Source organism: Phenylobacterium sp. (genome assembly GCF_030693625.1).
Taxonomy (GTDB): Bacteria; Pseudomonadota; Alphaproteobacteria; order Caulobacterales; family Caulobacteraceae; genus Phenylobacterium; species Phenylobacterium ferrooxidans.
Window position 1 is genome coordinate 20,417 of sequence record NZ_JAUYAF010000019.1, and the last position, 14,578, is coordinate 34,994.

At 63.5% G+C, this 14,578-nt stretch carries 21 protein-coding genes and 1 tRNA gene; 7 read left to right on the top strand and 15 right to left on the bottom strand.

The genetic code is table 11. The features are described 5' to 3' along the window. Positions 1-374 precede the first annotated feature (374 nt). Genes Q8N10_RS03180 through Q8N10_RS03190 form a run of 3 tightly spaced genes read left to right on the top strand, consistent with a single transcriptional unit; the run spans position 375 to position 1,134 of the window. On the top strand, positions 375-554 hold the full coding sequence (locus tag Q8N10_RS03180) for a hypothetical protein (protein ID WP_304777926.1): 180 nt from the start codon (positions 375-377) through the stop codon (positions 552-554). A 4-nt stretch (positions 555-558) separates the two neighbouring features. Next, positions 559-780 carry a hypothetical protein gene (locus Q8N10_RS03185; RefSeq protein ID WP_304777928.1) on the top strand — a complete coding sequence of 74 codons (222 nt, stop codon included), beginning with the start codon at positions 559-561 and terminating at the stop codon, positions 778-780. A 3-nt stretch (positions 781-783) separates the two neighbouring features. Next, a complete protein-coding gene (locus tag Q8N10_RS03190) occupies positions 784-1,134 on the top strand; it encodes a hypothetical protein (protein ID WP_304777930.1) in 351 nt (116 codons plus the stop codon). A gap of 440 nt (positions 1,135-1,574) precedes the next feature. Here the strand turns inward: Q8N10_RS03190 and Q8N10_RS03195 are convergent, their stop codons facing one another. From Q8N10_RS03195 to Q8N10_RS03205, 3 genes are all read right to left on the bottom strand, one after another. Further along, the gene (locus Q8N10_RS03195) at positions 1,575-2,051 is read right to left on the bottom strand and encodes a LuxR C-terminal-related transcriptional regulator (RefSeq protein WP_304777932.1); all 477 of its coding nucleotides are present in this window, start codon (positions 2,049-2,051) and stop codon (positions 1,575-1,577) included. 283 nt (positions 2,052-2,334) lie between these two features. Then, a complete protein-coding gene (locus Q8N10_RS03200; RefSeq protein ID WP_304777934.1) occupies positions 2,335-2,580 on the bottom strand; it encodes a hypothetical protein in 246 nt (81 codons plus the stop codon). Between the two features lie 299 nt (positions 2,581-2,879). After that, positions 2,880-2,954, bottom strand: a tRNA-Val gene (locus tag Q8N10_RS03205). Positions 2,955-3,456: 502 nt separating this feature from the next. On the opposite strand from Q8N10_RS03205, the gene Q8N10_RS03210 reads away from it, so the two are divergent. After that, positions 3,457-5,277, top strand: coding sequence for a tetratricopeptide repeat protein (locus Q8N10_RS03210; RefSeq protein ID WP_304777936.1), 1,821 nt, complete (start codon positions 3,457-3,459; stop codon positions 5,275-5,277). A 270-nt stretch (positions 5,278-5,547) separates the two neighbouring features. Beyond that, a complete protein-coding gene (locus tag Q8N10_RS03215; protein ID WP_304777938.1) occupies positions 5,548-6,348 on the top strand; it encodes an SOS response-associated peptidase family protein in 801 nt (266 codons plus the stop codon). Here Q8N10_RS03215 and Q8N10_RS03220 read toward each other — a convergent pair. From Q8N10_RS03220 to Q8N10_RS03260, 9 genes are all read right to left on the bottom strand, one after another. Next, positions 6,320-6,547: a hypothetical protein gene (locus Q8N10_RS03220; RefSeq protein WP_304777940.1), complete on the bottom strand. Its 228-nt coding sequence runs from the start codon at positions 6,545-6,547 to the stop codon at positions 6,320-6,322. The genes Q8N10_RS03215 and Q8N10_RS03220 overlap by 29 nt on opposite strands. A gap of 173 nt (positions 6,548-6,720) precedes the next feature. Next, positions 6,721-7,122, bottom strand: coding sequence for a hypothetical protein (locus Q8N10_RS03225; RefSeq protein WP_304777942.1), 402 nt, complete (start codon positions 7,120-7,122; stop codon positions 6,721-6,723). After that, positions 7,119-7,625 carry a hypothetical protein gene (locus Q8N10_RS03230; protein WP_304777944.1) on the bottom strand — a complete coding sequence of 169 codons (507 nt, stop codon included), beginning with the start codon at positions 7,623-7,625 and terminating at the stop codon, positions 7,119-7,121. The genes Q8N10_RS03225 and Q8N10_RS03230 overlap by 4 nt, the downstream gene beginning before the upstream one ends. Continuing rightward, positions 7,622-8,377, bottom strand: a complete 756-nt coding sequence (locus Q8N10_RS03235; protein WP_304777945.1) for a hypothetical protein — start codon at positions 8,375-8,377, stop codon at positions 7,622-7,624. Before Q8N10_RS03235 ends, Q8N10_RS03230 begins: the two co-directional genes overlap by 4 nt. A 92-nt stretch (positions 8,378-8,469) precedes the next feature. Continuing rightward, entirely contained in the window at positions 8,470-8,754 is a 285-nt protein-coding gene (locus tag Q8N10_RS03240; RefSeq protein ID WP_304777947.1) for a hypothetical protein, read from the bottom strand. Beyond that, positions 8,751-9,158, bottom strand: a complete 408-nt coding sequence (locus tag Q8N10_RS03245) for a hypothetical protein (protein ID WP_304777948.1) — start codon at positions 9,156-9,158, stop codon at positions 8,751-8,753. Before Q8N10_RS03245 ends, Q8N10_RS03240 begins: the two co-directional genes overlap by 4 nt. An 88-nt stretch (positions 9,159-9,246) precedes the next feature. Further along, positions 9,247-9,654, bottom strand: coding sequence for a M15 family metallopeptidase (locus Q8N10_RS03250; protein ID WP_304777950.1), 408 nt, complete (start codon positions 9,652-9,654; stop codon positions 9,247-9,249). Positions 9,655-9,690: 36 nt separating this feature from the next. Continuing rightward, positions 9,691-10,068, bottom strand: a complete 378-nt coding sequence (locus tag Q8N10_RS03255) for a hypothetical protein (protein ID WP_304777952.1) — start codon at positions 10,066-10,068, stop codon at positions 9,691-9,693. Then, positions 10,065-10,346: a hypothetical protein gene (locus Q8N10_RS03260; protein WP_304777953.1), complete on the bottom strand. Its 282-nt coding sequence runs from the start codon at positions 10,344-10,346 to the stop codon at positions 10,065-10,067. Before Q8N10_RS03260 ends, Q8N10_RS03255 begins: the two co-directional genes overlap by 4 nt. A 327-nt stretch (positions 10,347-10,673) precedes the next feature. Between Q8N10_RS03260 and Q8N10_RS03265 the strand changes: the two genes are divergently transcribed. Further along, a complete protein-coding gene (locus Q8N10_RS03265; protein ID WP_304777955.1) occupies positions 10,674-10,883 on the top strand; it encodes a hypothetical protein in 210 nt (69 codons plus the stop codon). A gap of 203 nt (positions 10,884-11,086) precedes the next feature. Then, a complete protein-coding gene (locus tag Q8N10_RS03270) occupies positions 11,087-11,602 on the top strand; it encodes a hypothetical protein (protein ID WP_304777957.1) in 516 nt (171 codons plus the stop codon). Positions 11,603-11,618: 16 nt separating this feature from the next. On the opposite strand, the gene Q8N10_RS03275 is transcribed toward Q8N10_RS03270, so the two are convergent. From Q8N10_RS03275 to Q8N10_RS03285, 3 genes are read right to left on the bottom strand one after another with little or no spacing between them, the layout of a single operon-like run. Further along, positions 11,619-12,005, bottom strand: a complete 387-nt coding sequence (locus tag Q8N10_RS03275) for a DUF1353 domain-containing protein (protein WP_304777959.1) — start codon at positions 12,003-12,005, stop codon at positions 11,619-11,621. Continuing rightward, positions 12,005-12,472 carry a hypothetical protein gene (locus Q8N10_RS03280; protein ID WP_304777961.1) on the bottom strand — a complete coding sequence of 156 codons (468 nt, stop codon included), beginning with the start codon at positions 12,470-12,472 and terminating at the stop codon, positions 12,005-12,007. The genes Q8N10_RS03275 and Q8N10_RS03280 overlap by 1 nt, the downstream gene beginning before the upstream one ends. A 14-nt stretch (positions 12,473-12,486) precedes the next feature. Continuing rightward, complete coding sequence (locus Q8N10_RS03285; protein ID WP_304777963.1) at positions 12,487-14,577, bottom strand: hypothetical protein; 2,091 nt, start codon at positions 14,575-14,577, stop codon at positions 12,487-12,489. Position 14,578: the final 1 nt, after the last annotated feature.

The following is a 14,578-nucleotide window of genomic DNA, read 5'->3' on the forward strand; positions in this document are numbered from 1 at the left end:
CCATCGATATAAACGTCCACGGAAATCTTACCGCGCCCCGGCTCCATCCGAATGCCCGAGCCCGGCGAAGTCCGCAGATAGTCAGCCGCGTCGTCAAGCGAAGTGAACTTAATAGGCCCGGTGTTTTGGGCGTGCGGAAAGCACACGTAGACCCCTTCAGAATTTCGCTCGGCGCGCTTTGTGACGCGCCCCGCCTTAATTTGCTCAATTCGCCCGACTGGCATTCGCCGCCCCCGTGATCCGAGACCACATTAGGACAGAGCGAGCATCAATTTCAAACTGAGACACCACCCCCCAGCTTGCGAGAACATTAGCAGAACATTCCGCTAGACTCCTTCGCTGCCCCGGCTCTAGGAATTTCGCCGGAGGTCAACATGCACGCCAACGATAACACTGCCCGCCCGCCTGAACTTGTCCCCATCATCGGCGTCCTAGGTGAGGGCGGCGTCGTCACCCTGGTGCGCCCGGGTTTCAATCTGAGAGCGGCGACGGCCGCCCTGCGCACCAAGCCGCGGCTACGGCTGGTAGGCGACGACATCCCAACGGGGCTGTAGCCAGGTGGCAACGCAAGTCCGAGAGATCGAGCGCCGGACCGACGTCGGCGGCAAGACGCTCTACTTCATGATCAAGTCAGGCAGTCGTAGCCGCCAGCACAAGTTCTTCGAGCCCGGCGAGGTGCCAGACTTTGAGGGCGACAGCGCCTGGTTTGAAATCGAGGCTCGCGGGGGTCGGTCCCACTGGAAGGTGCTTCGCCAAGTTGAGCCGCCGGCAGGGCGGTGACCTGTGGGCACGCGCAATCCGGACCGTGTCCCCCTGCATATGCGCCGGGCGAAGTGCGAAACTGTCGTCCAGATGATCGAGCAGCGCTGGGACGTGCTGTCCAAGTGTATGAGTTGCAGCCTGATCATGCAGGTGGACCTGAGGGTGATCGCCAGGGTGAAGGGGCCGACCTATTCCCTCTGGGACAGGTCAGCTCGCTGCAAGCGCCTCCACTGCTGCGGGGTAGTCCGCTTCAAGGCTAAGTCGCCTGACATGTCCTGGCACGAGCATCTGCGAAGCTTCGACCGGCCCGAGTCTGTCCCCGCTTGGCTGGAAAACCAGACCGCCAAGGCCAGCAAGGGTCCGAAACGATGATGATGTTTCAGACCCTGCACCGGATGATGGGCGGCTCGGAGACCCTGAAGATGGCGTGCGAGGAGTGCGGCCATGAGGCGGCGTGGACCTCGGCTCAAGCGAAGGAGCGCCTCGGGCCCGACGCCACACCGATGGATGTCCGGCACCGGCTGGTCTGCAGTTCCTGCGGCGTCGGGGGGCGCGTCCGAGTGTGGATATGATGACCTTGGACCACTTGCCCCATCGCCGGCTGCGAAGGCGACCGACAAGCGGACTCTCAGAAGTTCAGCAACGGATGGGATTCTCACCGCTGACCTGCGGCCCAGAACCGGACCTTCGATCGACAGCCACGCCGCCGGGCCGCCGGGACTCAAATTTTAGATTTGCCCAATAGACCGTGCCCACCTGCTGATGGACGTAGCAAAGTCCAGTTGCAACGCCCGCCCTATTTTCCAAACGTCCTACTCGTCAACCTCGCCGTCGTCCTTAAGGTAGAGCTTCGCATACGGATCTTCCTTCACGTCCTTTTCCAACCACTCGGCGGCCCACGCCTTCGGCAGCCCCCTACTAATGATCTGGTAGGTCGCCGCCTCAATCGCCTGCATCTCGTCGTAGACGGCCATCACAATCTGACTCCGCGTATTCACGCCAGCCTTCTTCGCAATCGCCCTCACATAAACCTTGGCCCCGTTCTCGGTGACCCCGAACCTACTGGCGATGTCGGAATTACCCCTGCCCGCCATCAGCATCTGCAGCGCGGCGTGCTGCTTCGTCGTCAATCTCGTTAGCAGTCCGGCCGCAACACTCGCGGCAGCAGGCGCACCTCCTTCGCTGCGCCTCTGCATCAGGGCCGCAATCATCTGCTGCTGGCTATCGACCGTCTGTTCCAGCCGCGCGATCCGCTGCTCAAGGGCCGCGTTACCTTTGGATTCCGCCATATTTCGTCCGTCCTTCTTGCGGCAGGGAGCCAACCACCACGGCCATCCCCCCCGATAGCTGTCTCAAATAGGCGACAGATACCCAAAGTGCAAGAATCAGAAACCATAGGGATCAGAAACACACCTTAAGATGAGCAAATTCGCGTTCGTCTGACCCTAAAGGTGGCTCGAGCTCGGGTCAGACGACAACATTGTCGGAGCCCATCTCGGGCGAGGACATGCGGTAGTGGCTCATCCTCCAGGGTGTAGGAGGATGAGCCGGTCGTGGTCGTCCCTGGGTGCGTTATTGGCCCAGCTGGCAGCGGTTGAGTTCGAGGTTGTAGGCGTTCTGCGCGTGGACGTTGGGGCGGGTCTCGGAGGTGCAGGTCGCCTGGCCGTAGCCGGTGGCGTTACAGGTGGCCGTCGACCTGGTCGGGATGAGGGCTTCGAGGCGCCGGCGCTCAGCCTCAGCCCTGGCCTCGCAGTTGAGGGCGGGTCTGGGGGCTGGGTAGGTGATGGGGGCGGGGGTGGAGGCCGGGTAGGCTGGCATAGACGGGTAGAGGGAGGAGATAGGCTCCGCCAACTGCGGGCCATAGCAGCCGGTTAGGAGGAGCGGTAGGAAAAGGAAGAGGAAAGCCGAGCTGCATTTTGCGCTTGGGTTCATGTGCGGAATCCGAATGATACCTGGGTCGGCCCAGACGAAGACCAATACTCAGCGCACAACAGGCGCTTGAGCAATCCTCAAACTCGACGTCAACGCGAAACGGGATCAATCCCCGCCCAGGTTGCGTCTGGCCCTGATAAATCGAGTTACGTCTGAGGGCGGATGACGCACGTGACACTCAGACGTGGTGGACGCGGCAGGGATTGAACCTGCGACCCTCCCCGTGTGAAGGGGATGCTCTCCCGCTTAGCTACGCGTCCATACCACAACCTAACCAGAGAGCCCCACTCGTGTAACGAGTTGCTCCTTTGGACAACTACGTGCGGTTCAATTGAACCGTCGCGCATTAGAATTCCGCAGTACCGATAGATCTTTAAGGCCCGCAACCCCGCTCGGTGTGAACGAAATTCCCTAGTATCTAAGAGACACCCTAAAGACACCCCTTATATATCGTTCGGTATCAACTAACCCTTTACTCACCACCAAATACGGTTCACATCGGTTCAATTGAACCAGGGCACCTCACTACCAAACCAGCGCGGGTGCTGCCCAGAGCAAGTGCATTAATCTGACGTTTGGCTCCTAGACGGCCTTGGATCGGCAGGACCGTGGATTGCGATCGCCGCATCGCCATGAGCGGACATTCCCAACGGGTGAGGTGGGTGGATTGCAGACGCGAGCGCCCAATGCAGTCCAAGCTCAGCCGTTGACGTTTCCCCCCTAGTCGAACACCGTTACGGCTGCGGTTTGGGGGCTGCGCTCATGGCGGACGGAATGACGACGCCGCGGGCGAAACGCTCGCGAAAGGCACGCCCGCCCACTACGCCCGATCCTATCGAGATCGCAATGGAGGCGGAGGCGGAGGGCCGCTCACCTGAAGGCATTGCCTATCGGGTGCTGGAAAAGCAGGAGCGGCTGATCGGCTGGCAGATAGCTTCTGAGCGGGCCGGGTTCGCCCTGAGGGTGCTGACCGGGCTCGCTGGGCTGGCAGCCGCAACGGCGCTGAGCGTCATGGCCTGGCAGGCTAGCCGGTCGGATGGGCTCGTCGTGGAGGCCTTCTCCGTACCCCCGGCGCTGGTCTCGCGCGGCGCGACCGGCGAGGTGGTGGCGCGCGGCGTACTGGACCGGCTGGGCGAGCTGGACCGGGCCGCCAACTCGCTGCAATCGGTGCGCATTGCTGACGCCTGGACCCAGGACACCAAGATCGAGGTGGCCCAGACCGGCGTCTCGCTGGACGACGTGCAGCGCCTGTTACGGCGCTGGCTGGGCCACGAGACCCACCTGACCGGCGAGGTGGTGCAGACGGCCACGGGAGTTCGCATCACGGCGCGGACCGGCGTGGGCCGTACGGTGACGGCGGAAGGCTCAGCCGAGCAGCTGCCGGAGCTCGCTAGACAGACGGGCGAGGCGTTGTTCCGCCAGGCACGGCCGGTGCAGTATGCGGAATACCTCTACCGAGGGGGGCGCTGGGCTGAGGCCAAGCCGCTACTCGCCCAGGTGCTGCAGACCAGTGATGATCCGCTGACACGGGCGGCGGCCGCAAATGCCCTGGGCGCGATCACCGCCTACTCAGAGTTCCGACCCGCTGAAGGCATCGAGTGGTTCCGCCAGGCGGCCGAGGGTCCGAACCGGCTGCTAGGGGCGATCGCCCTGCGGGACGCCGCCAGCGTTGCAGATGCGCTGGGGCATAACCGAGAGAGCATCGTCCTCACCCGGCTGGCGCTCAAGCGGCTTGGCCACGAGCCCGGGGCTGTCGCGGACTGGTACCGGGCGGGCATTCGCGCCACGCTGGCCGCATCAGAATTCGACTATCACACGGCTTCGCGGCTGCTGCGGCCCTACGTGGGGCGCGCCAACGCCGGTTCGACCGGCGTCTATCGTGCCACCTACGCGTCCTATCTGGCCGCCCTGCACGAAACTACGGCCGCGCGGCGGCTCGCCGTGACGCCGTATCCGCTGATAGAGCTGAGTTCGGAAAACTGGCCCGTGACGCTCGCCATCGCACGTGCAGCGCGCGCACAAGGCGATGCAAGTCCGCGGATACTGGCGCTGGAAGCGTTCTCGCTGGTTCAACTGGGCCAGCCGGAGGCCGCGAAAAAGGTAATTGCGACGACGCCGGTGGACTGCTTCTTCTGCGCCCTGACCCGGGCGATGATCTTGTCACGCCAGGGGGATGCCGTCGGAGCCGAGCAGGCGTTCCGCACGGCGGAACTGCTCTATCCGGGGCAGATCAACACCCTGCTGTACTGGGGCCGCGAGCGGTTGGGGCGGGGCGACGCCCAAGGTGCGCTTCAGGTGTTCCGTCGCGCGGAGAAGCTCGCGCCGCGCTTCGCTGATCCGGCGGCCTGGTCGGGTGAGGCCCTGCTCGCCTTAGGCGACGACAAGGCCGCCGAGGAGGCCTTTCGCAAGGCGCAGCCGCTCGCCCCCCGCTGGGGCCGCCTGCACCTGAAGTGGGGCGAGGCGCTGGCCAAGCTGGGGAAGACCGCCGAAGCCAAGGCGAAGTTTTCCCAGGCAGCCGCCCTCGACCTCACGTCGGCGGAACGGGCCGAGTTGCAAAACGTGACCCGAAAGCGGACCAACTAGACTTCCGGGTTGGGTCGATTTTCCCCGGTGGCTCCACGCCGTGATGTTGCCGTTGGCCAGCGTCGAGGTCTCAGCCCAAATCCGGACGTTCCCAACGACGACCAAGAGCCCGGTGCGGTAATCGCGCCTCGCGCGGATCAACATCTGATACGGGCCGCGGGCCAAGCCCGGCAATGATGCCAAAGCCACCGCGGCTAGCCTCATGAAGAAGATCGCGGCCTCAAGGACCTGAGCTTGCCGACTTCAGCGTCTCGGGCTTAGCTCGGAGGCATGTGCAACCTCTACGAACTCCACACGGATCTCTACGGCTGGGCCGACGCGCATGAGCAGCTGCTGGGCGAGCCGCTGCCCATGCCGGCCGCCGGATCTAACATTGACCTTACGTGGAAGCCGCAGCTCTACCCCGACTATCGGGCGCCTATCCTGCGCAACACCGTCGGGGGTGGGCAAGAGATAGGCTTCGCTCGCTGGGGAATGCCGAGCTCAAAGTTCGCGCTGATGCAGGCGGCCGGCAAGCGGGCCGATAAGCTGCGGGCCAAGGGCAGGACAATCGACGACGCCGCGTTCGCCGATCTGCTGAAGATGGAGCCGGACAAGGGCACCACCAACGTAAGGAACACCTCCAACGCCAAGGGGGAGATGAACAAGCACTGGGCGCCATGGCTGACCGTCGAGAGCCGGTGCGTCGTGCCGTTCACCGCCTTCAGCGAGCCCGATCAAGTTGGCGGCTCGCTGGAAACGATCTGGTTTGCCCGCGGGCAGGATCGGCCCCTCACCTACTTCGCTGGCGTGCACACGGCGGACTACGGCTGCGTCCGGAAGATCCAGACCGGCTGGGAGACCTGCGATCTCTTCGCCTTCCTCACGACCGACGCGAACGCCGAGGTTGGAGCCTTTCACGACAAGGCGATGCCAGTGATCCTGACGACGGCCGAGGAGGTTCGGACCTGGATCTCGGCCCCGTGGGACGAGGCGAAAGCCCTGCAGCGACCGCTCCCCAACTGCACGCTGGAAATTGTCGGGCGAGGCAAGGAGCTGGGCCCTACCCGTCCCGCGGCTTCACGATCCTGAACCCCTCGCTGATCGCGTCGAACCGGCGGACAGCGTCTTCCAGGATCGCGATGGCCTGGTTGCGCTGATCTCGCTCCTCGCCGAACGACTCCACATCCAGGGCGACCATGAGCTGGCGCAGGATCGCGGGCGGGTCGAGGGCCAGGCGCTCCATGACCAGGAGCTCCAGGCCGGCTAGGCGGGTCTCTAGTTCGTCCATGGGCAGAGCCTATCGCGGCGCAGCCAGAACGCAAAAAGCCCGCCGACCCTGTTGGGGGACGGCGGGCTGCGAAGGCCTCCAGGGACAGGGCCGAGGTTAGGCCGTCGAGGTGTCTAGGTTTGCAGATAGTCTAAGGAACGAAGCCTATTCCGGCTGCTGTTCGCAGCTTCCGCCTAAGGCTTACGCGCCCCCGCTTGAACAACCAAAACCGACCCTAAAATCGTCGCCGCCACGATGCCGAGCCCAATCAAAGGCGCCACCCCATCAGACCCGGCATCTACGATGCTTGCCCCAGCGACGATCGCGACCATTTCCTTCACATTCGGCGAGAGAATGTAGGCGCCCGTCAGCACAGTCATCGACAATACCCCGACAATGTTAGCGGCTCCGGCCGTAAACCGCTTTCCGGCCAGGTCCTTGAGCTCCGCCATAAGGGTCACCAACACGCCCCCCAGGGATACGTTGGCAAACTTGTCGAGGGCGACGAGGGCGAGAACGGCGACAACTAGGTAGAAGACTGTGGGCCAATTCACGCCGGCCACGATTGATTGGCCGATAGCTGCAAAGCCGCTCAACGCGCAGACCCAAATGGCGCAAAGCTCATAAAGACGAAGGTCATCCCGCTCATGAAGAGTAGCACGACGAAGAGCGGATGAACTACAACCGAGCCTGCCGCGAAATTCCCAAGCGCTCCAGCGAGTGCCAGGAAAATGACAATCGCACCAACAATTCGAACGGTTGGGCGCAGACCAATCATGGGCTCCTCCGAGGCCGCCACCATTTCGGTCGGTTCATAATGCGCAAATTCTGCAATTTCATGGCCAGCGCACGGTGCTGGAGCGACATATTCTGAGATCGGAAACGGAAGAGTTCCGTAGGCGAATATGTCGCGGCGCTCGCGGATGTACACTGTCCCCATTGGAGCGCGCACCAAACCGCTGGCAGGATGATCTCCCTCCGGAGACACAAACTGACGCAAGGAGAACTGTGGTTCGTAGGTGAAGCCTGTCAATGGTCCAGGCGCAGTCGGCAAGCCGGGCGCGCGGGGCCGTTCCGAATCCTCAAACGGCTCGGTCACGGTCGAACCTGATGTAGAATGGCGTTAGCGAGATTGTCGCCGAGCAAATCACCCGACTGATCAATCAATTCGACAAGCTCTCCTACCAGCTGCTCGAAACGCGAGCCATTCTGATGACCACGCAACGGCTTCGAGTTTAGATCGAATTTGACGGTGGCAACTTGTACAGAAGGGGCGTCGACAAAATCCGGGTCGAAGTGAATAAAACCCCCTGCAGAAGCTGGAAGTTGGATCTCAAGTCTGTTGACGATCTGACACTCCACGAGTGAATTTGTCTCGGCGGAGTTGTTAGCGACCATTACGCTAAAAGCCTCAAATCCCTGCGGCTTCGGGCGCTTGAATATTGAGCTATAGAGATCATCAATTCCGCTTGGGATGTCTGCGACCGGAAACTCACAGACGAGAACCACACCCTCGTAAAAATTTGAGTGGTCGGTGTAACGGTCCTCAAGCCGCTCCATGAGCTGTATTGCATTCGTAAGCGCAGATCGCAGGCCAGCTTTCGGCAGCCCCCCTTTGAAGCTCAAAGCCAGCTGGACGGCGTTCTCCGCAGCAATCAACGTCCGCTTTCCATCACCCATAGTGAATAGGGTCGGATCCGGCATAGGACCTGGGACCTTGGCGACCGACTTCGCGTTGATGAACTGAGCGAAGTGGTCTTCGAAAAAGAACTGCTGCCGGCGCAAGTCCTCTTTGGGAAACCGGCGCACCAAGTTGACATCGATATCAGATCGAAAAATCGGTTGAGCCACTTAAAATTTCTCCCCTACGTCGCATACCGTAGGTCCTACTGCCAGGCAACTCTGGAGGCGTGCGCGTTCCAAACCAGATCCCGAACGCTGAACTAGCCATCCGGCTTTCGGCAGGCGATGATCGCGGGCTCTACCTCGGCAAGCCTCTGTTTCCGCAGCAGGCGGCCGGCGGCAATGAGCTGATAGCGATCAGCCGCCCCGCCAGCAGCCTTCAAGGCCGCGTCTTCGTCGGGATAAGGCTTGGGCGCCGGGAGCTTTTCGCTGATGCATGAGACCGGAACCGGCACGTTCACGGTGACGATCTTCACCACAGGCTCGGACGCCTTGGTGGCGCAGGCGGCCAGCGACAGGGCGGCGAGGGCGATCAGGGCTTTCATTGCAGGCTCCTTAGAACGGCGGTGTCGGCGGATTCCATGCGCGCGCAGGCGTCGATACCGGCCGGTGGGTTCCTCAGAAGCTTGGCGGCGCGCGCCTCTGCCCCCGCCCTGCCCCTCAGGGCCTGGGTGACGGCCTCTTCTGCAGCGGCGGTACGGATGGAGGCTTCGGTCTCCAGACGCTTCACGGCGGCGTTCTGACCGCGCATGGAGGCCTCCAGGCCCGCCTCGTTGCGTTGGCACTGGTCCAAGTCCGTTTTCGCCACAGACAGCGCCATCTCGGCGGCATCGGCGCGGCGCGTCTGGTGGACCTTGCCCACGCACTGGGTGAGCGCCAGGACCAGGAACAGCAGAGCGAAGGCTGACGAGATCGGCCCGGCCAATCGTGAGGTTAGGATCGCGAGCATGCAGGCTCCTATCGGAATATGCGGAAGATGAAGGTGACGACAGCCCAGATGCCGGCGAGCGCGGTCACGGTGATCAGGAGGGCGGGGCTCACGTCAGCTCCCAGTGGGGTCCATCCGTCTCCCCCTTCTCGCCGATGATTCCGTCACCATCCCAGTCACGCCCCCATCGGACGCCCGCGCCCAGCTCGCCGGCCGCCTGCATCATCGCCTTGTTCACCAGTGCGAACTTGGCCGGATCCTTCCAGTCATAGGGGGCCGGCAGCAGATCCACCGCCTTGCCCTCGATGTGTTTGGACTTCAGGGTCCAGGTGACGACCTTGCCAGGGACGGTGCGGCCTTGGGCGTAGAGCTGTTTCTGGCGCTCCGGGGGGCGGACGCCCTCCACCACCATGAAGTCCACGGCGGTGATCTGGATCGCGCGCTCGACGACGGCGACAAGTCGAGGGTCAACGCCCTGCAGTTTGGCGCGCGACTTCGCGCCCAGCGAGTAGGTCATGGCAGTCTCCAATTGTGGGGAGGCGTCGGGAGGCGGTTAGGCGCCGGGGGTCGCCGAAGTCGTGGTCACCGCTGCGCCATCCGGCGGGGTGACAGTGGTCTTGGTCACGGTCTCGATGCGGGTGGCGTGTTCGTCCTGATCAATGGACCCAGACACCCCGTCTCTGCCGCCCTTGAAGCTGACGTTCAGGCCGGTGATCGCGGCTAGAGCCACCAGCACCAGCACCTCAACCCCGACAAGCAGGTAGAACATCGCGTCGAGTTGCTGACCGGGGCGCTGGGATGCCCACGGGCCGCGCCAGATGGCCCAGGTCCCGACCGCAAGTAGAAGGGTCAGAACCGCCGCGCCCCCGATCTGCGCCCATATCTTCACCGGGGCGGCGGCAAGCATGGCCTTCCAGATGCGAGCGATCATGGCCGTTTCCTCGGAGCTGGCTGGCGCTTGATCTCGTCATAGAGCGGCGGCTCTCGGAACAGCCAAGAGCCGGTGATCTGGGTGATCCCAGTCTTAATGTGGCCGATGTCGGCTTCCATCGTCGCGAGCTTCACGGCGAACCCGGACAGGGCCTCGACTTCCTTCTCCAGCGTCTTCACGCGCTGCAACAAGGCGCCCCATGCTGTCCCGCCAGACGCGAGCAAGACGAGGATTGCAAGCAAGAGCTGTCCAATGCTTACGCCGCTTTCGAGTGTCATGGTCGGGCGTTCTCCGTCCGGCGTTTACTGATGATCGAATTGGATGGTGGCGCGTTGGGTGAGGGCCTGCGCAGTCCCCCCGGATCCCTGCGCAGGCAAGCGCCCGTTCCTAGCCCCCCAATCACGAGGGGCGGGCGCACGCCAGATTCTATTCCTGGTTGCGAGAGACGGAGGCCCGGGTAGTGTGGTGGTGCGCCGCCTAAACCCCGGTGCCCGTCTGCGTCCGACGCCCAACCTCGGACGCAGGCAGCGCCCGTCCCTGGTCTCACTCAACAACCAGGGACGGGCGTATCTGGCGCTCACACTCGCGCCGATCAGGAGAGAGCAGTGACCGTCAACGAGCTAATCGGCGCGCTCCGCGCCCTGCCGCAGGACGCACGCGTGATCATGCCTGGCTGGGAGGTCGATTTCGTTGAAGTAGCAGCGGCCATTGAAGACGAAGCGATCTTCAAGAAAGCGGAATGGCAACTGAGCGATGCGCGCGATCCGGGTGGCGAGCGCCTCGTTAGGCTCGTCGGTCTTGGAGACGAGGCCTAGGCCTGCCCCCCACAATCGGTTCTGGAGCGCGGGACACTTGGTTTCGGAGCTTCTCAATTAGCGCCTTCCGTCATGCGCGCCTCGAATGGTCTTTGATCGGCCTCTGAAGCCCCGCGGCCTTCACGGGCCTTGATCTGAATCAGATCGCGGCGCGACCTGTAAGGCCAAGCTCGCGCCAAGCTTGGGATGAGACCGTGACCGCCATGACCCGCCGCCTTCCCCGCACCGTGCTCGCCATCGTCCTTGTCCTTGGCCTGGCGGCGGGGGGCTGCGCCTCCACCGGCACCGGCCCAGCCCAGGAGGGGTCGGCGCCCGGCCAGAGGTCCGGCGCCATGGTGCGGGGTGGAGAGACCGGGCTGGGGATATCCGGGGCGGTGACCCCGCCGGAACTGAAGGCGGCGGCGCTCGCGCCCTATGCCCTGCCAAGTCCCCCGGACTGCGCGGCCATGGCCAGCGAGCTCCGCCAGCTCGACGACCTGCTGGGGCCCGATGTCGATGTGCTGGCCGTGGCCGAGACTCGGTCGGCGGCCATGGGTCGGGCGGCCAACCGGGCGATCGTGGGCGCGGTGCGCGGCGCCATCCCCTACCGCTGGGTGCTGCGCTGGATGACCCAGGCCGGCAAGCTGGACCGTGAGCTGCGGCTGGCGATCCTGGCGGCCACGGCGCGGCGGGGCTACCTGAAGGGAGTGCGGCTGGGCCTGGCCTGCCCGGTGACCTGAGGGGGACTTACCCTGGTCAGGGGTTGTGCTTGGTCCGGCTGGTGTTCAGCCGCACGGCCCGGAAGGCCAGGCCGCAGAGGATGGCGTTCACGCCGTCCGCCTTCATGGCGACCCAGAACAGGCCGTCACAGTTGGTGAGGGCGAACTGCAGGTCTTCCCGCATCCGGTCGTGGAGCGCCGACGATTTCGCAAGCTGGTCCCGCACCCACCTGGGCACGAGGCGCACCAGCCACGCGGGCATTGACGCGAAGTCGGTCTCGAAGCCGGCCTTGATCTCAACCCCACAGCCGCTGTCGGGCTTGCCGATCCAGAACCACAGATCATCCAGGCAGCGATAGACCTGCCGCCCTTCCCTGCGCTTGCCGGGGATGGGGTCAAAGCGGGCCCGGGTGAAGGATGACACTACAGCGCCAGTGTCGGCCCGATGGCCTTGGCTTCCCGGAACCATTGGTCCAAGTCGTCGGCGGAGAGACCGAAAAAGAAGCCCATGATCCCCACCATGGGGTGGTCGCGGCGAAGCTCCGACGCGCGCCGCCACTCGATCTGGACGAACGGGTCCTGAGTGGCGACGTAGGCGCTCACGGCGTCCAGGCGCGTGCCGTCGCCGTGGGGCTCGCTATGCAGCTTTAGTTCGGCCTGCCGCATGTCCACGGCGACGGGAACGGCTAGGGCGGGGTCTACAGGAGTGGGCGGACCCTCGGTAGTCAGCACCCAGCCGTCGCCGCCTTGGCGGACGAACTGGCTTTCGCCGGGCGTTGGCGGGGGCTGGCTCACGAAGGCATAGCCGGGCGGCATCCCCTCGCCGTCGTCAAGTTCAAGATCGGACCCCAGATAGAAGCCAGCCGGGTCAATAGCGTAATAAAGCGCCATCGTCTGAGGTCCTCTTAGGTGAGCTTCATGTATGCGGTCAGGCCAGGGTCAAGCGAGGGCGCGGGCACGTAGAACTGAGTAGACCTTGTGTAAGAAAACAGGTCGACAAACCAGCCGGTGTTGGTCCGGTAGCCCGCATGGAACCCCTCTCCGACCTTAACCGCGTGACCGATCTGATTGCAATACGAAGCGTCCCCAACGAGACTAAGCACCCTTGCCTTATTGGGTTGCGTCATAGGGAACTGGATAATCCGACACTCGTAAGTGGTGGAGTTATACCAAAGCAGATAAATAGTTGAGCCCTTGACGCGACAGCCGACCGCCGACCCACCAGACCACGTGTATCCACCGGGCTGCCACTCCGCAGCGAGGTAGTAGGTCATGCCAGTGCCCGCAATCATATTGGCGGGCGTGCCATAATAAATCGTGTCGCCTTGATTGTAGGCGCACTTCCCCGACGCTTCATCTTGGTCAAAGCGGTCTTCGTCTGAGATGTAATAGGCGTGGGAGCCCGTATAGGCCCAGCTAACGCCCGCGTTAGTCGAGGCCCACTTACACCCCGGCCCAATTATGGTGAGGTTGTTTCCATCGACAACCATCCAACCAAGCATACTAGAAGTGCCCGCCGCTCCATTCATCCTTACAGTCCAACTGGTGCCGTTGGTCGAGGTATAAATGTAGTTGGTGGACCCGCTATAACCCCACGCGACCCAGATACTAAGGCTCGGGACCCATTGAACGCCAATGGGTACAAAGTTCCCTATAAAGTCGAGCGTGCTGTTCGAGCCCGCCGTGGGGTTAAACCGTTGGCTGTATACCGCTGAGCCGTTGTACATAAGGGCCACGCCCTCGGTTGAGTTCTTAAAATCGAATGCCTCAACCTGATATGACCCGTCGAGGTAGTGGTAGACGATCGTTGTCGGGGCCGTGTCGCGAATGACCATAAGCAAATAACTTGGAGCGGTGGCCTTGAACGCCCAAACGCCAGCGTCCCTCAGGCTGTGGCCTGATCTGGTGATGCTCGGGTATTGGCCGCTAGAGCCGCCGGCGCCTTCCTGGAGCTGGTTAGGCTGGCTCCCGAGCAAAGTGCTTGCCGTGGGGTAGGTGGCTTTCAGATAGGCCAATCCGGCCTGCTTATAGGTCGTGTCGGCTGGCGTTTGCGCCGTGATGATCACATCGCCGACGACGCCGCCACCCACGACCGGCGCACCGCTGGCCTTTTCGATGGTCAGCCTGAACTGCGTAGTAGTCACCGCCGTAACGGTCACGATGTCGCCTGCCGCCGAAGCGAAAGTCGTCGAGCCGGGCAGGATGAGGTTCGCGCCGTGAGTGAAGGTGCAAGCCCCCGCGCAGAGCAGGCGTCGCTGCGCCCCGGCCTGGGGGGCTGCTGGGAACGCCGTGACGGTGGCGGTCCCGGTGAAGTCGATCAGGTTGCCCGCCGCGCCCCAGATGTCGGCCGTCGTGGCGTGGCTGGCGACCGTCGCCTTGGCTTCGTTCATCGCGCTGGTGAGCGAGCCGCCCTGGAAGGCCGGGCCTTCGGGCCCCACCAACCCGCCAATCGAGATGTCCCAGCTTGACGCCGAGCCGACGCCGCTATCGCCTCCCACCGGGACCGCAATAGTTAGGGTGGTCCCGCTGTAGGAAGTGACATTGCCGGCCATGTAGCGGGTCGGGTCGCCCGTCACCGTGGCGACGATAGGCATGCCGTTCTGGTAGCTCTCACCAGCCTGCACGGTCCACGACTTGGGGCCGGTGCCGATGGCGACCGTGTCCGTCGAGGTAGACGAGAACGACAGGCCCGCCGCGAGGTTCTGCACCGTCACCTTATCGGCGGCTACCGTCGCCTTGTCGGCGGCTACAGCAGCGCGGTCGAGGCCGGTCTGCACCCGGTCGGCGGCCGTCGCTTCGGCGTCGTCGGCGGTGTCTTCAGCAAAGCCTTCCGCCTCGACGGCGTTGTTGTAGGCATTGGTCGCCAGGGCGTCCATCTGATCGCCGAACGTCTCCTGGGCGCCGACGAAGGCTTCAGCCTCGTCGTCGAAGTTGGGGATGTCGTTGAAGCTGGGCGCCCCTGGAAGAGGCGTGTGCGGCGTGGGTGCTGTCGGCACA

What these genes read in the sequence shown, in the direction of transcription:
- Q8N10_RS03180 (WP_304777926.1), top strand. Translation starts at nt 375, where the DNA reads ATGCACGCCAACGATAACACTGCCCGCCCGCCTGAACTTGTCCCCATC.
- Q8N10_RS03195 (WP_304777932.1), bottom strand. Translation starts at nt 2,051, where the DNA reads ATGGCGGAATCCAAAGGTAACGCGGCCCTTGAGCAGCGGATCGCGCGG.
- Q8N10_RS03200 (WP_304777934.1), bottom strand. Translation starts at nt 2,580, where the DNA reads ATGCCAGCCTACCCGGCCTCCACCCCCGCCCCCATCACCTACCCAGCC.
- Q8N10_RS03210 (WP_304777936.1), top strand. Translation starts at nt 3,457, where the DNA reads ATGGCGGACGGAATGACGACGCCGCGGGCGAAACGCTCGCGAAAGGCA.
- Q8N10_RS03215 (WP_304777938.1), top strand. Translation starts at nt 5,548, where the DNA reads ATGTGCAACCTCTACGAACTCCACACGGATCTCTACGGCTGGGCCGAC.
- Q8N10_RS03220 (WP_304777940.1), bottom strand. Translation starts at nt 6,547, where the DNA reads ATGGACGAACTAGAGACCCGCCTAGCCGGCCTGGAGCTCCTGGTCATG.
- Q8N10_RS03240 (WP_304777947.1), bottom strand. Translation starts at nt 8,754, where the DNA reads ATGAAAGCCCTGATCGCCCTCGCCGCCCTGTCGCTGGCCGCCTGCGCC.
- Q8N10_RS03245 (WP_304777948.1), bottom strand. Translation starts at nt 9,158, where the DNA reads ATGCTCGCGATCCTAACCTCACGATTGGCCGGGCCGATCTCGTCAGCC.
- Q8N10_RS03250 (WP_304777950.1), bottom strand. Translation starts at nt 9,654, where the DNA reads ATGACCTACTCGCTGGGCGCGAAGTCGCGCGCCAAACTGCAGGGCGTT.
- Q8N10_RS03255 (WP_304777952.1), bottom strand. Translation starts at nt 10,068, where the DNA reads ATGATCGCTCGCATCTGGAAGGCCATGCTTGCCGCCGCCCCGGTGAAG.
- Q8N10_RS03260 (WP_304777953.1), bottom strand. Translation starts at nt 10,346, where the DNA reads ATGACACTCGAAAGCGGCGTAAGCATTGGACAGCTCTTGCTTGCAATC.
- Q8N10_RS03270 (WP_304777957.1), top strand. Translation starts at nt 11,087, where the DNA reads ATGACCCGCCGCCTTCCCCGCACCGTGCTCGCCATCGTCCTTGTCCTT.
- Q8N10_RS03280 (WP_304777961.1), bottom strand. Translation starts at nt 12,472, where the DNA reads ATGGCGCTTTATTACGCTATTGACCCGGCTGGCTTCTATCTGGGGTCC.